12 protein-coding genes are annotated in these 14,231 nt (G+C 75.0%); 5 read left to right on the top strand and 7 right to left on the bottom strand.

What is annotated here, in order from left to right; genetic code table 11:
• Positions 1-91 precede the first annotated feature (91 nt).
• Positions 92-976, top strand: a complete 885-nt coding sequence (locus tag ACRWND_RS18570) for an RNA polymerase sigma factor SigF (RefSeq protein ID WP_431950701.1) — start codon at positions 92-94, stop codon at positions 974-976.
• A 121-nt stretch (positions 977-1,097) separates the two neighbouring features.
• Here the strand turns inward: ACRWND_RS18570 and hutI are convergent, their stop codons facing one another.
• Genes hutI through hutU form a run of 4 tightly spaced genes read right to left on the bottom strand, consistent with a single transcriptional unit; the run spans position 1,098 to position 6,530 of the window.
• Positions 1,098-2,270: an imidazolonepropionase gene (hutI, locus tag ACRWND_RS18565; RefSeq protein ID WP_431950699.1), complete on the bottom strand. Its 1,173-nt coding sequence runs from the start codon at positions 2,268-2,270 to the stop codon at positions 1,098-1,100.
• On the bottom strand, positions 2,267-3,625 hold the full coding sequence (locus ACRWND_RS18560; RefSeq protein ID WP_431950734.1) for a formimidoylglutamate deiminase: 1,359 nt from the start codon (positions 3,623-3,625) through the stop codon (positions 2,267-2,269). The genes hutI and ACRWND_RS18560 overlap by 4 nt, the downstream gene beginning before the upstream one ends.
• Positions 3,622-4,830, bottom strand: coding sequence for an allantoate amidohydrolase (locus tag ACRWND_RS18555; protein WP_431950697.1), 1,209 nt, complete (start codon positions 4,828-4,830; stop codon positions 3,622-3,624). The genes ACRWND_RS18560 and ACRWND_RS18555 overlap by 4 nt, the downstream gene beginning before the upstream one ends.
• Entirely contained in the window at positions 4,827-6,530 is a 1,704-nt protein-coding gene (hutU, locus tag ACRWND_RS18550; RefSeq protein ID WP_431950695.1) for a urocanate hydratase, read from the bottom strand. Before hutU ends, ACRWND_RS18555 begins: the two co-directional genes overlap by 4 nt.
• A 356-nt stretch (positions 6,531-6,886) precedes the next feature.
• On the opposite strand from hutU, the gene ACRWND_RS18545 reads away from it, so the two are divergent.
• A complete protein-coding gene (locus tag ACRWND_RS18545) occupies positions 6,887-8,176 on the top strand; it encodes a diaminopimelate decarboxylase (protein ID WP_431950693.1) in 1,290 nt (429 codons plus the stop codon).
• Positions 8,177-8,217: 41 nt separating this feature from the next.
• Here the strand turns inward: ACRWND_RS18545 and ACRWND_RS18540 are convergent, their stop codons facing one another.
• A complete protein-coding gene (locus ACRWND_RS18540) occupies positions 8,218-8,802 on the bottom strand; it encodes a hypothetical protein (protein ID WP_431950732.1) in 585 nt (194 codons plus the stop codon).
• A 157-nt stretch (positions 8,803-8,959) separates the two neighbouring features.
• On the opposite strand from ACRWND_RS18540, the gene ACRWND_RS18535 reads away from it, so the two are divergent.
• The 3 genes from ACRWND_RS18535 (at position 8,960) to ACRWND_RS18525 (ending at position 11,824) form a co-directional block, all read left to right on the top strand.
• The gene (locus ACRWND_RS18535; RefSeq protein WP_431950691.1) at positions 8,960-9,169 is read left to right on the top strand and encodes a ferredoxin; all 210 of its coding nucleotides are present in this window, start codon (positions 8,960-8,962) and stop codon (positions 9,167-9,169) included.
• A complete protein-coding gene (locus ACRWND_RS18530) occupies positions 9,159-10,523 on the top strand; it encodes an NAD(P)/FAD-dependent oxidoreductase (RefSeq protein WP_431950689.1) in 1,365 nt (454 codons plus the stop codon). Before ACRWND_RS18535 ends, ACRWND_RS18530 begins: the two co-directional genes overlap by 11 nt.
• Positions 10,524-10,603: 80 nt before the next feature.
• Positions 10,604-11,824: a cytochrome P450 gene (locus tag ACRWND_RS18525; RefSeq protein ID WP_431950687.1), complete on the top strand. Its 1,221-nt coding sequence runs from the start codon at positions 10,604-10,606 to the stop codon at positions 11,822-11,824.
• A 25-nt stretch (positions 11,825-11,849) separates the two neighbouring features.
• On the opposite strand, the gene ACRWND_RS18520 is transcribed toward ACRWND_RS18525, so the two are convergent.
• Together ACRWND_RS18520 and ACRWND_RS18515 are read right to left on the bottom strand one after the other, a co-directional pair.
• Positions 11,850-12,725 carry a MurR/RpiR family transcriptional regulator gene (locus ACRWND_RS18520; RefSeq protein WP_431950685.1) on the bottom strand — a complete coding sequence of 292 codons (876 nt, stop codon included), beginning with the start codon at positions 12,723-12,725 and terminating at the stop codon, positions 11,850-11,852.
• A 74-nt stretch (positions 12,726-12,799) separates the two neighbouring features.
• Positions 12,800-14,155, bottom strand: coding sequence for an acyl-CoA synthetase (locus tag ACRWND_RS18515; protein ID WP_431950683.1), 1,356 nt, complete (start codon positions 14,153-14,155; stop codon positions 12,800-12,802).
• Positions 14,156-14,231 lie beyond the last annotated feature (76 nt).

Here is a 14,231-nt window from a genome sequence, read left to right as displayed (position 1 = left end):
GTTGCACTATTCGCGGCGAACGGGGTAGGCGTTGAGTGTGGGCTGAATTCCACGCTCCGCTTGCCCTGCCGCCGACCCGAGGGAGGAGAGCATGGCACCCCGGCTCGACGCGCACGACGCGTCGGCGATCACCGAGGCCGACGTTCACGAGGTACACGGGATTCCGGAGGGCCTGGAGGACCTCCCGGAGATCCCGCCCTTCGACGAAGTGGGCCCGGTGGACGCACGGGCCCTGTCCAAGACACTGTTCCAGCGCCTGGAGACGCTGGAGGAGGGCACCCACGAGTACAGCTATGTCCGCAACACCCTGGTCGAGCTCAACCTCGCCCTGGTGAAGTTCGCCGCCTCGCGGTTCCGCTCGCGCAGCGAGCCGGTCGAGGACATCATCCAGGTGGGCACGATCGGGCTGATCAAGGCCATCGACCGCTTCGAGCTGAGCCGCGGGGTCGAGTTCCCCACCTTCGCCATGCCGACCATCATCGGCGAGATCAAGCGCTTCTTCCGCGACACCTCCTGGTCGGTGCGGGTCCCGCGGCGGCTGCAGGAGTTGCGGCTGGACCTGGCCAAGGCCGGTGACGAGCTCGCGCAGCAGCTCGACCGCGCGCCGACCGTCGCCGAGCTGGCAGAGCGGCTGCAGATCACCGAGGCGGAGGTCATCGAGGGCATGAGCGCGAGCAACGCGTACACCGCGAGCTCGCTGGACGCCCAGCCCGAGGAGGACGACTCCGAGGGCGCGCTCGCCGACCGGATCGGCTACGAGGACCACGGACTGGAGGGGATCGAGTACGTGGAGTCCCTCAAGCCGCTGATCGCCGAGCTCCCGGCGCGGGACCGTCAGATCCTCTCGCTGCGTTTCGTGGGCAACATGACGCAGTCCGAGATCGGCGCCGAGCTGGGCATCTCCCAGATGCACGTGTCACGGCTGCTCAGCCGCACTCTGCGGCGGCTGCGGCGGGGGCTGCTCGTGGAGGACTGACCCGGCCTCCCCCGGTACGGCGCGGTGGGCCCGGTGAGGGTCTCTCACCGGGCCCGCCGCATGCCCATGCCCGTCCCGAGCAGGACGACCGAGCAGGACGACCGGGGCGGGACCGGCGCGGTCAGGCCGACGCGCGCACCCCGCGCCGCCACACGGCGGACACCAGCGGCACACCGGGCCGGTAGGCGAGGTGGACGTGCGACGGGGCGTCCAGCACCACCAGGTCGGCCCGCGCTCCGGGGCTGAGCCGTCCGACGTCGTCCCGGCGCAGCGCCTGCGCCCCGCCCAGGGTCGCGGCCCGCACCGCCTCGTCGGGGGTCATCCGCATGTCGCGGACGGCGACGGCCACGCAGAAGGGCATGGAGGTGGTGAAGGACGAGCCGGGGTTGCAGTCCGTGGACAGCGCCACCGTCACGCCCGCGTCGATCAGCCGCCGCGCGTCGGGGTAGACCGCGCGGGTGGAGAACTCGGCGCCGGGCAGCAGCGTCGCCACCGTGCGGCTGTTGGCGAGCGCGTCGACGTCGGCGTCGGTCAGGTGCGTGCAGTGGTCGGCGGAGGCCGCGTCCAGCTCCACGGCGAGCTGCACGCCCGGGCCGTGGCCGAGCTGGTTGGCGTGCACGCGCGGGACCAGGCCGCGGGCGGCGCCCGCGGTGAGGATCGCACGGGCCTGGTCGCCGTCGAAGGCGCCGCGCTCGCAGAAGACGTCGACCCAGCGGGCGTGCGGGGCGCAGACGTCGAGCATGGGGCCGGTCACCAGTTCGACGTAGCCGGCCGGGTCGTCGGCGTACTCGGGGGCGACGATGTGCGCGCCGAGGAAGGTGACCTCGTCGGCGTAGGCGCCGGCGATGCGCAGGGCGCGGGCCTCGTCGTGCGGGGTGAGGCCGTAGCCGGACTTGGTCTCGATGGTGGTGGTGCCCTGGCGCAGGGCCTCGGCGACATAGCGGGCGACGTTGGCGTGCAGCTCCTCGTCGCTCGCCGCGCGGGTCGCGGCGACGGTGGTGCGGATGCCGCCCGCCGTGTAGGCCTGGCCCGACATGCGGGCGTTGAACTCTCGGGTGCGGTCGCCGGCGAAGACCAGGTGCGAGTGGGAGTCGACGAAGCCGGGGAGGACGGCCCGCCCGCCCGCGTCGTACGACTCGTCCGCGGCGGGCGCCGCGGCGGAGGGGCCGACCCAGGCCACGTGCTCGCCGTCGATGACGAGCGCCGCGTCCTCCAACAGCCCGAGCGGGCCCTGCCCGAGCGTCGGGTCGTTGGTGACCAGGCTGCCGATGCGGGTGATGACGCTGCTGCTCATGACGGGTTTCCTTCGGCGGCGGTGACGGTGGAGACCGCTGCGGCCAGCGCCGCACCGACGTCGTGGACGAGCTGGTGCGCGCCGTCGCGGACGACGTGGCGGCCGCCGACCACCGTGTGGCGGACGTCGGCGCCGGTGGCCGCGAAGACCGCGGTCTCGGCGCCCAGCCCGGGCGCGGGGCCCGCGGTGCGCACGCTGTCCAGCGCGATCGTGGTGAAGTCGGCGAGCGCGCCGGCCTCCAGCCGCCCGGCGTCGGCCCAGCCCAGGGAGGCGTGGCCGTCGGCGGTGGCGGCGCGCAGCAGCTGGGCGGCGCTCCAGTGGCCGCGGGTGCGGGTGCGCAGCCGCTCGTCGAGCTCCATGGCCCGCGCCTCCTCGAACAGGTCGATCACGGCGTGGCTGTCGCTGCCCAGGCTGAGCGGGCTGCCCGCCTCCTGCAGCCGCCTGGCCGGGCCGATGCCGTCGGCCAGGTCCCGTTCGGTGGTGGGGCACATGCACACGGTGGTGCCGGAGCCGCCGAGCAGCGCGATGTCCTCGTCGGTGAGGTGGGTGGCGTGCACGGCCGAGGTGCGCGGGCCCAGCACGCCGTGGTCGGCGAGCAGCCGGGCGGGGGTCACACCGTGCGCCGCGAGGCAGGCCTCGTTCTCGGCGGGCTGCTCGGACAGGTGGACGTGCAGCGGCGCCTGCCGCTCCTCGGCCCAGCGCGCGACGGCGGCCAGCTGGGCGGCGGGGACCGCGCGCACCGAGTGGACGGCCGCGCCGATCCGCGCGTGGGGGCGGTCGGCGAGGGCGGCGGCGCGCTCGGCCCAGGCGTCGGCGTCGCCGTCGCTGAAGCGCAGCTGGTGCGGCTCGGGGGCCGCGCCGAAGCCGGAGGAGAGGTAGGCGGTGTCGAGGAGGGTGATGCGGATGCCGGCCTCGGCGGCGGCGGCGACCAGCGCCTCGCCCATGGCGTTGGGCTCGTCGTAGGGGGCGCCCCCGGGCCGGTGGTGGACGTAGTGGAACTCGCCGACGCAGGTGATGCCGGCCAGCGCCATCTCCGCGTACACGGCGCGGGCGAGGTCGTAGTAGGTGTCGGGGGTGAGCGCGGCCGCCACCCGGTACATGACCTCGCGCCAGGTCCAGAAGGTGCCGCTGCCCTGCTGCACGGTGCCGCGCAGGGCCCGGTGGAAGGCGTGGCTGTGCGCGTTGGCCAGGCCCGGCAGGGTGAGCCCGCGCAGCGCCACCGCGCCGACGGGCGGCGCGGCGGCCCCGGTGCGCACGGCGGCGATCCGTCCGTCGGCGGCGGTGTCGAGGACCACGCCCGCTTCGACGCGGCCGCCCGTCCACGCGTACTCGGCCCAGTAGCTCTGCGGCGTCAGCGACACGCCAGGCCCTCCAGTACGTCGGTGAGTGCGGTCACCCCGGCCAGGCAGTCGTCCTCGGTGGCCGTCTCGGCCGGGGAGTGCGAGACCCCGGTGGGGTTCCGCACGAACAGCATGGCGGTCGGAACGGCCTCGGAGAGGATGCCGGCGTCGTGTCCCGCCCCGGTCGGCAGCACGGGCGCTTCCCCGAGCAGCTTGACGAGCTCGTCGCGCAGGCCGTGCGCGAACTCCACGACCGGGGTGAAGGACTCCCGGGTGACCTCGACCCGGACGCCGTCGCGTTCGCCCCGCTCGGCCGCGGCGCGCTCGATCTCGCCGACGACCTCGGCCAGGGTGGCCTCGTCGGCGGCGCGCGAGTCCAGCCAGCCGCGTACGAGGGAGGCGATGGCGTTGACGCCGTTGGGCTCGACGCCGACCTTGCCGAAGGTGGCCAGCGCCCCGGCGAGCCGCGCCTTCTTGCGGGCGGCGAGCACCGTGTTGGCGTAGGTCAGCATCGGGTCGCGGCGGTCCTCCAGGCGGGTGGTGCCCGCGTGGTTGGCCTCGCCGTGGAAGTCGAACCGCCAGCGGCCGTGCGGCCAGATGGCTGAGGCGACGCCGACGGCGTGCGGGGTGTCGGCCAGGAAGCGGCCCTGCTCGACGTGGAGCTCGACGAACGCGCCGATGCGGCCCAGGCGTTCGGGGTCCGGGCCGATCGCCTCCGGGTCGTGGCCGGCGCGTTCCATGGCCTGCGCGAGGGTGACGCCGTCGCCGTCGCGCAGCCCGCGGGCCTTGTCGGCGGTGAGCTGTCCCGCCGTCAGCCGGGAGCCCACGCAGGCCAGGCCGAAGCGGGCGCCTTCCTCGTCGCCGAAGTTGACGATCGCGAGCGGCCTGACGGGGGCGGCGCCGCGGGCGCGCAGCTCGTCCAGCGCCGCGAAGGACGACACGACGCCGAGCGGCCCGTCGAAGGCGCCGCCGTCGGGCACCGAGTCCAGGTGCGAGCCGGTGACGACGGCGTCCCCGGCGGCAGGGTCGCCGAGCCAGGCCCACTGGTTGCCGTTGCGGTCCAGCTCGTAGGTCAGGCCCCGGCACTCGGCCTGCGCCCGGAACCAGGCGCGGCAGTCGGTGTCCGCGCCCGTCCAGGCGTAGCGGCGGTAGCCGCCGGATCCGGAGTCGCGGCCGATGGGCAGCAACTCCGTCCACATCTCGTGGAACGAGGAGGTCACGCCTCCCCGCCTTCCGCGCCCTCGCCGCCCTGGCCGCCCTCGCGCATGGGCACGCGCACGCCGCGCTCGGCGGCGACCTCCTCGGCGCGCTCGTACCCGGCGTCGACGTGGCGGATGACGCCCATGCCGGGGTCGTTGGTGAGCACGCGGCGGATCTTCTCGCCGGCCAGCTTGGTGCCGTCGGCGACGGTGACCTGGCCGGCGTGGATCGAGCGGCCGATGCCGACGCCGCCTCCGTGGTGGAGGGAGACCCAGGAGGCGCCGGAGGCGACGTTGACCATCGCGTTGAGCAGCGGCCAGTCGGCGATGGCGTCGGAGCCGTCGAGCATGGCCTCGGTCTCGCGGTACGGGGAGGCGACGGAGCCGGCGTCGAGGTGGTCGCGGCCGATGACGACCGGGGCGGCCAGGGTGCCGTCGGCGACCATCTCGTTGAAGCGCTCGCCGGCCTTGTCGCGCTCGCCGTAACCGAGCCAGCAGATGCGCGCGGGCAGGCCCTGGAAGTGGACGCGCTCACCGGCCATGCGGATCCAGCGGGCCAGCGACTCGTTCTCCGGGAAGAGTTCGAGGATCGCCTTGTCGGTCTTGGCGATGTCGGCCGGGTCGCCGGACAGCGCCGCCCAGCGGAAGGGGCCCTTGCCCTCGCAGAACAGCGGGCGGATGTAGGCCGGGACGAAGCCGGGGAACGCGAACGCCCGCTCGTAGCCCGCGAGCTGGGCCTCGCCGCGGATGGAGTTGCCGTAGTCGAAGACCTCGGCGCCCGCGTCCATGAAGCCGACCATGGCCTCGACGTGCTTCGCCATCGCCTCGCGGGCGCGCTGGGTGAACTCGGCGGGCTTCTCGGCGGCGTACGCGGCCATGTCCTCGAAGTCGACGCCGATCGGCAGGTACGCGAGCGGGTCGTGGGCGGAGGTCTGGTCGGTGACGACGTCGATGGGCGCGTCCATGGCCAGCAGCTGCGGCACCAGCTCGGCGGCGTTGCCGAGGACGCCGATGCTCAGCGGCTTGCGCTGGTCGCGCGCTTCGGTGGCGAGCGCGAGCGCGTGCTCCAGGGAGTCGGCGCGCACGTCCAGGTAGCGGTGCTCGATACGGCGCTCGATGGCGCGCGGGTCGCAGTCGACGCAGATCGCGACGCCGCCGTTCATGGTGACGGCGAGCGGCTGGGCGCCGCCCATGCCGCCGAGACCGGCCGTGAGGGTGATGGTGCCGGCCAGGCTGCCGCCGAACTTCTTCTCCGCGACGGCGGCGAAGGTCTCGTAGGTGCCCTGGAGGATGCCCTGGGTGCCGATGTAGATCCACGAACCGGCCGTCATCTGGCCGTACATGGTCAGGCCCAGCGCCTCCAGGCGGCGGAACTCCTCCCAGGTGGCCCAGTCGCCGACGAGGTTGGAGTTGGCGATCAGCACGCGCGGCGCCCACTCGTGGGTCTGCATCACGCCGACCGGGCGGCCGGACTGGACGAGCATCGTCTCGTCCTGCTTGAGCCCCTGGAGGGTGCGCACCATCGCGTCGAAGGACCGCCAGTCGCGGGCGGCCTTGCCGGTGCCGCCGTAGACGACGAGCTTCTCGGGGTGCTCGGCGACCTCGGGGTCGAGGTTGTTCTGCAGCATGCGCAGCGCGGCTTCCTGCTGCCAGCCCTGCGCGGTGAGCGCGCTGCCGCGCGGTGCGCGTACGGTCCTCGGTCCGGCACCGGTTCCGGTCATGCCCCTGCCTCCTCGCGACTGGATTAGGTCATTCACATCCTGGTCTGCTGAATACCTCCAGTCAACAGATGCGCGCTCCTCCCGGACGGCCGACGGGCGCGGCATGACCGCTCCCCCACGTGCTCGTCGTACCCGCCGAGAGCGCGCGGCTCACGGCTTCGCGGCCCTGAGGACCTGCCACCCCCCGCCCGCGTCGTGTGGGACGCGGCCGTGGACGAGCGGCAGGGCGGCTCCCGCGCCGCACCAGCCCCGGCAGCCGCACCCAGCCCCGTCACCGCGGCCTCCCGCCCGGGCAGCCGGGCCCCCGCGCCCGCGCGCGCCCGGCCCCGGACGGCCCGGCCTGGGACGATGAACGTATGACCGAGGAACCTGCGGCACGGCGGGAACGGGCACTGCGCGCGGCGGTCGAGCGGGGACTGGTCGGACCGGGCAGACCCGTGGTCGGGCTGCTCGACCTGGACGGGGTGCGGGCGGCCGCCGCCGACCTGCGGACGGCCTTCGCGACCCCCGGTGTGGACATCACGCACACCTTCGCCGTCAAGGCGGCCTCCCTGGTGCCGGTGCTGCGGCTGCTGGCAGAGGAGGGCATCGGCGCGGAGGTCGCCAGCCCCGGAGAGCTCGCCCTGGCCCGGGCGGCCGGCGTGCCCCCCGGCTCGATCGTGCTGGACTCCCCGGCCAAGACCCCGGACGAGCTGCGGGAGGCGCTCGGCCTCGGCATCGCCCTAAACGCCGACAACGCGCAGGAACTGGCGCGCCTGGACCGGCTCGTGCCGCCCGGCACCACCTCCGCCCCGCTGGGCCTGCGGGTCAACCCCCAGGTCGGCGCGGGGCGCATCGGGGCGATGAGCACGGCCACCGCCACGTCGAAGTTCGGCGTCGCCCTGCGCGACGAGGGCGCGGCGGACTGGGTGGTCCGGGCCTATCTCGACCGCCCCTGGCTCACCCGGCTGCACACCCACACCGGGTCGCAGGGCGTACCCCTGGAGCTGATGGCCGCCGGGGTCCGCGCGGCGTACGCGCTCGCCGAGCGGATCAACGCGGCGGCCGGACGCCGGCAGGTCACCACCCTCGACATCGGCGGCGGCCTGCCGGTCAACTTCGCCTCCGACGAGGTCCGGCCCGGCTTTCGCGCCTACGCCGACGTGCTGCGCGCCGCCGTGCCGGGGCTCTTCGACGGGCGGTACGCGCTGGTCACCGAGTTCGGGCGGTCACTGGTGGCCAAGCAGGGCACGATCCTGGCGCGCGTGGAGTACGCCAAGACCGCGGGGGGCCGCGCGATCGCCGTGACGCACGCCGGCGCCCAGGTCGCCACGCGCACCGTCTTCGCGCCCGGCGCCTGGCCGCTGCGGGTGCTGGCCCTCGACCCGCAGGGACACCCCAAGCGCGGCGCCGCTGTCGTCCAGGACGTCGCCGGGCCGTGCTGCTTCGCCGGCGACCTCGTCGCGACAGCCCGCGAACTGCCGCTGCTCGCCGAGGGCGACCTCGTGGCGCTGCCCGACACGGGGGCGTACTACTTCTCGACGCACTTCGCCTACAACTCGCTGCCCCGCCCCGCCGTCCACGGCTACCGCGGCCCCGGCCCGGACTTCACCACCCTGCGCGCCGCCCAGACCCTCGAGGACCTCGTCCGGGAGAGCGGCGGCTGACCGGCCGCCCGCGCGGGCGGCCGGGCCGTCACCCGAACGGCTCAGCGGGCCGCCGCCACGCCGGCACGGCGGCGCGGCACACCGCCCGGGGCTGCGCCGCCGGCCACCGGGCCGGTGGCCTCGTAACCGGGGACGGACCGGGCGGCGGGACCGCGTCCCGCGTGCTCGGGCCGGACCCACAGCAGCGTGTCGTGCGCCCTCTCCCAGCGCCCGAGGCTCACCGCCTTGGCCCACAGCCCCGCCCCGACGCCCGCGAGCAGCATCCCCGCCGCCGCGGGCGCGGCCGCACTGGACGCGACGGCCACGGCGAACGCCCCGAGCAGCCACCACCGCCGGGCCCGGGCCCAGGAGCGCGCGGTGACCCGGCGGTCCTGCAGGAGGACGGCGCGGGGCGCGCGCCCGGCCGCCTCCGCGAGGGCCGTGTAGCGCCGTCGGCGCACCAGGAAGGCCACCACCGCGGCGACGACGAAGAGCGCCGCCCCGCCCAGCACGCCGATCCGGCGGCCGGTCAGTCCGGGCACGCAGGCCCCGACGCCCGCCGCCACGACACCCAGCCACCACAACCACCGCGCCGGCACCCGCACCAGGACCGCCACCCGCGCCAGCACATACGCTCCGCGCACCACCGCTGCCTCCTCCTTCTCGCTCACGGCTCGTTCGAGTGTGCTGGGCAGGGAGGTTACTCACGAAACAGCAAGATTCCGTGAGTACGGCACCGCGTGCGGGCCCGGGGAGGCAGTGCTACGACTGAGAGCAGGGGCCTGAGGGGCTGGAGTGGTGCCGATGAACATCGTGGTCGACCTCAATCGCTGCCAGGCGTACGCGCAGTGCGCGTTCCTCGCTCCGGAGGTCTTCGAACTGCACGGCGAGGAGGCGCTGCTGTACGTCCCGGCCGTTCCGGACGAGCAGCGCGAGCGCGTCCACCGGGCCGCGGTGGCGTGCCCGGTGCAGGCCATCCTCGTCGGCGGGGCGGCGGGTACCGATGTCCGGTGAGCTGCGTGACGGGCGCATCGTCGTCGTCGGCGCCTCCCTGGCCGGCCTCCGCGCCGCCGAGACGCTGCGCGACGAGGGGTTCGAGGGCTCGCTGACCCTCGTGGGCGACGAGCCCCACCCGCCGTACGACCGGCCCCCGCTGTCCAAGCAGGTGCTGCTCGGCCGGGTGCCCGCGTCGCAGACCGGGCTTCCGGCCCGCCGCCCGGTGGACGCGCGGTGGAAGCTGGGCGTCGCGGCGACGGGCGTCGACGGCGTCGGCAAGCGGGTCTTCCTCGCGAACGGCGAGGAACTGCCCTACGACCGCCTGCTGATCGCCACCGGCACCCGCGCCCGCCCCTGGCCGGTCCCCGCCGAGGCCGCCCTGGACGGCGTGTTCACGCTGCGGACCAGCGACGACGCCGCCGGGCTCGCGCAGCGGCTGGACGCCGGACCGCGGCGCGTGCTGGTGATCGGCGCCGGCTTCACCGGCTCGGAGATCGCCTCGGCCTGCCGGGAACGCGACCTGCCCGTGACGGTGGTCGAGCGCGGCCCCGCACCCCTGGTGGGAGCACTCGGCGGCACGCTCGGCGCGGTCGCCGCCGAGATGCACCGCAGGCACGGCGTGGACCTCCGCTGCGGGGTGCAGGTCACCTCGCTGGAGGGCGACGGCCGGCTCACCGGGGCCCGGCTCTCCGACGGGAGCACCATCGAGGCGGATGTGGCGGTGGTCGCCCTCGGCGCCGTCCGCAACACCGAGTGGCTGGCCGAGTCCGGCCTGGCCGCCGGCCCGCGTGGCGTGACCTGCGACGCAGGCTGCCGCGCCTTCGACATGTACGGCATCGTCACCGACGACGTGTTCGTCGCCGGGGACGTGGCCCGCTTCCCGCACCCGCTCTTCGGCTACCAGCTGCTCGCCCTGGAGCACTGGGGCAACGCGGTGGCACAGGCCGAGGTCGCGGCGCACAACATGGTCAGCGAGGGTCCGTTCCGGCGGCCGCACCTGGCGGTGCCGGCCTTCTGGTCCAGCCAGTTCGGCCACAACATCAAGTCGGTGGGCGTGCCCACCTACTCCGACCAGGTCGTCGTCGCGCAGGGCTCGCTGCGCGAGGCCCGGCTGGTCGTCGTCTACGGGTACAAGGGCCGCGTCACGGCGGCGGTGTCGGTGAACCGCGCCAAGTGGCTGGACTACTACCAGAACCTGATCGAGACGGCCGCGCCGTTCCCCCCGGAGCCCGGCGCCGCCGACCGGACGACCCCGATGATCCCCCTGCCGTCCGACGTACCCGACCCCGCGGTGCTCTCGCACGGCCCGACGGTCGCCCTCACCGGCCACATGCCCGACCGGCGCCTGACCCTGGTGCGGCCCGGCGGCTGACGCCCGCCGCCGCCCACCACCCCGCCGACGGGCCGCGGCCTGCGGACACCGCGGCCCACGACGACAAGGAGCTGCCGCCCATGGCTGCGGACACCCTGTTCCGGAGGATCACCGACTACGCCAACCGGCCCGATCCGTACCCGCTCTATGCCGAACTGCGCGAGCACAAGGTGGCGCCGCAGGACGACGGCAGCTATCTCGTGGGCACGTACCACGAGATCACGGCCCTGCTCCACGACCCCAGGATCAGCTCCGACCGGCGCCTGCGCAGCGACCCGGAGGAGGCCCGGCTGGCCGGGGAGCTGGCGCCGGCCTTCATCGGCCTCGACGACCCCGAGCACGACCGGCTCCGCCGCATCGCGATGCGCCCCTTCGGCCCGCCGCACACCCCCGGCCGGATCGACGCCATGCACGACGAGATCGTCCGCATCGCCGACGAACTCGCCGCCGGACTGCGCACCAGGCAGCGCGTCGACATCGTCGACGACTTCGCCTACCCCCTGCCCGTCACCGTGATCTGCCGGCTGCTGGGCGTGCCCCAGGAGGACGAGCCGATGTTCCGCGGCTGGTCGGACGCGATCGTCGGCGGACTGGACCTCGACCCCGACGAGGACCCCACCGAGCGCACCAGGGCCGCCACCGAGGCCCGCCGGGCGATGGGCCTCTACCTGGGCGGACTCGCCGAGGGCCGGCGCGGCAAACCCTCCGACGACCTGCTGTCGGCCTTCGTCGACGACCAGGACCCGGACGGCGGGCTGACCCCGGTCGAGCTCATGGTCACCGCGGTCCTGCTGCTCGTCGCCGGCCACGAGACCACGGTCAACCTGATCACCAACGGCATGCTCACCCTGCTGCGCAGGCCCGACCAGCTCGCAATGCTGCGCAGCGACCCGCACCTGATGCCGCGGGCGGTCGAGGAACTGCTGCGGTTCGAGCCGCCCGTGCACATGCTGCCGCAGCGCACCCCACTGGTGGACGTCGAGATCGCGGGGGTCACCGTGCCCAGGGGAGCGCCGCTGGTCCTGGTGCTCGCCTCCGGCAGCCGCGATCCTCAGCGGTTCCGCGACCCCGACCGGTTCGACCCGCGGCGCACCGACAACCAGCACCTGGGCTTCGGCAGCGGCGTCCACAGCTGCTTCGGGGCGCCGCTCGCCCGGTTGGAGGCGCAGATCGCCCTCAGCACCCTGCTGCGCGAGCTGGACGGCCTCCGCCTGGTGGACGACCCGCCGCCGTACCGCCGCAGCCCCGTGCTGCGCGGTCCCCGCCATCTGCTCGTGGAGCACGACCCCGCACACACCTGACGCCGCCCCCGACCGCCGGCTCCCGTCACTCGACGAACAGCCCCCGCGCCGCCGCCTTGGCGTCGAACTCCTCCAACCGCGCCTGCGCCTCCGGCAACCCGTCGCACATGGCCTCCAGCAGCACCCGCCCGAGCAGCATGGGCGCGCACGCGGTGTCGAAGGCCAGCCCCGTTCCGACAGCCGCCGGAAGGAGGACGTCGGAGTGCGCGGCGACCGGCGCGAAGGCGCTGTCGGCGACCGTGACGACGGTGAGCCCGACAGCGCGCGCGTACTCCAGCGCCTCGACCACCTCCCGCGGATGCCGTGGCAGCGCGAAGCACAGCAGGGCACTCGCACCGGCCCGCACGGCCGCGTCGACGCGGTCGGAGAGCATGCTGCCGCCCTCGTCGAGGACGCGGACGTCGGGATGCACCTTGGCCGCGAAGTAGCCGAAGCCGCGGGCCTGGGCGGCCGCGGCACGCAGCCCCAGCACGGGCAGCGGCCGGGAGGCGGCGATCAGGGCGCCCGCGCGGGCCACGGGAGCCGGATCGGCGAGCAGCGCGGCGAGGTGCCGCAGGTTCTCGATCTCGGCCTGCACCGCTTCCTGGTACTCGTTGTACGCGTCCCCGGCCGGCGCCCCCCGCCCCGCCGCGGTGGGCGCGACCTCGCGCAGGTGGCGGCGGAGCGCCGGGTAGCCGTCGAAGCCCAGCGCCACGGCGAAGCGCGTCACGGAGGGCTGGCTGACCCCGGCCAGTTCGGCGACCTCGACGCTGGACAGGAAGGGCGCGTCATCCGCCCGGCGGACGAGGCAGTGGGCGATGCGGCGCTGGGTGGGGGTGAGCCGATGCGCTTCGAAGAGCTTCACCAGCCGCGCCGACGCGGAGTCGGTCCCGCCGGCTCCCGTGAGGTCCTCGGTGGCCATGGCGCCCTCCCCGCTCGGCCATTCATGTGCCGATGACTCTGCATGATTCCATGCAGAGTGGCAAGGCGCCCGGCTCACACGGGCGGCAGCAGCTTCTTCTGCGGCTTGCCCATCGCGTTGCGCGGCAGCTCGTCCATGAAGCGGACCCGGCGCGGGCGCTTGTGCACCGACAGGTGGGCGGCCACGAAGTCGATCAGCTCGCGCTCGCCGACGGCGCCGTCCGCCACCACGTAGGCCACGATCTCCTGGCCGAGATCGGCGTGCGGGACGCCCACGACGGCCGCCTCGCGCACCGCGGGGTGGTCCAGCAGGGCGTTCTCCACCTCGCCGGCTCCGATCCGGTAGCCACCGGACTTGATCAGGTCGGTGGACGCCCGGCCGACGATGCGGTGCATGCCGCCCGGCTCGATCGCCGCGATGTCCCCGGTACGGAACCAGCCGTCCCCGGTGTACGAGGCCGCGGTCGCCTCCGGCCTGCCCAGATAGCCGTCGAAGAGAGTGGGCCCGGTGAGCTGGAGCTCGCCGATCTCCGCGCCCGGCTCCGCGGCGACGCGGGTGCGGATCCCTGCCAGCGGCAGCCCCACGGAGCCCGGGCGCCGCTCGCCGCCCGCCCGCGTGCTGATCGTGATCAGGGTCTCCGTCATGCCGTACCGCTCCACGGGCCGCTGCCCGGTCAGCGTCTCCAGGTCGCGGAAGACCGGCGCCGGAAGCGGCGCGCTGCCCGACACCAGCAGCCGGGCGCCGCTCAGCTCCCGCGCCGCGTCCGGGTCCGCCGCGACCCGGCCCCAGACGGTCGGCACCCCGAAGTACAGGCTGCCGCCCGCCGCCGCGTACGCCTGCGGCGTCGGGCGGCCGGTGTGGACCAGACGGCTCCCGATGCGCAGCGCGCCCAGCACGCCGAGCACCAGACCGTGCACATGGAACAACGGCAGCCCGTGGACGAGGGTGTCCTCGGCCGTCCACTCCCAGGCCCCGGCGAGGGCGTCCAGGTCGGCGGCGATCGCACGGCGCGGCACGAGCGCGCCCTTGGGCGGCCCGGTGGTGCCCGAGGTGTACAGGACCAGGGCCGTGGCGTCCGGGCCCGGCTCGGGGCCGTCCCAGGACCGGCGCTCGGTGAGGACGGCCGGGGGCGCCTGCACCGCCCCGGAGTCGCGCAGGATGTGGTCCCGCTCGGCCGGACCCGCGTCGGGCGGCACCGGCACCACCGGGACGCCCGCCAGGAGCCCGCCGACGACCGCCACCACCGTCTCCAGGGACGCCGCCGCCCGCACCGCCACCGCCGGGGCCCCCGCGACACGTGCCGCGAAGGCGCCCGCGGCGCCGAGCAACTCCTCCCGCGAGCACGTGCGTCCGTCCACGGTGACCGCGTCGGGGCGGTCGGCCGGGGCGTGGTGGAGCGCGGTCAGCAGGCGCGGCGCGGATCCGGTCACGGCACGACCCTAGGTGATCTCCGCGGTTGGGCGCCGGTGCGGCACGCTGCCTGTCGCCTGCCGCCGAAGGGCGAGG

The sequence above is a fragment of the Actinacidiphila sp. bgisy167 genome, from assembly GCF_965342175.1.
Taxonomy (GTDB): domain Bacteria; phylum Actinomycetota; class Actinomycetes; order Streptomycetales; family Streptomycetaceae; genus Actinacidiphila.
The sequence above is the reverse complement of the archived record's forward strand: the minus strand, read 5'-3'. Positions and strand labels throughout refer to the sequence as shown.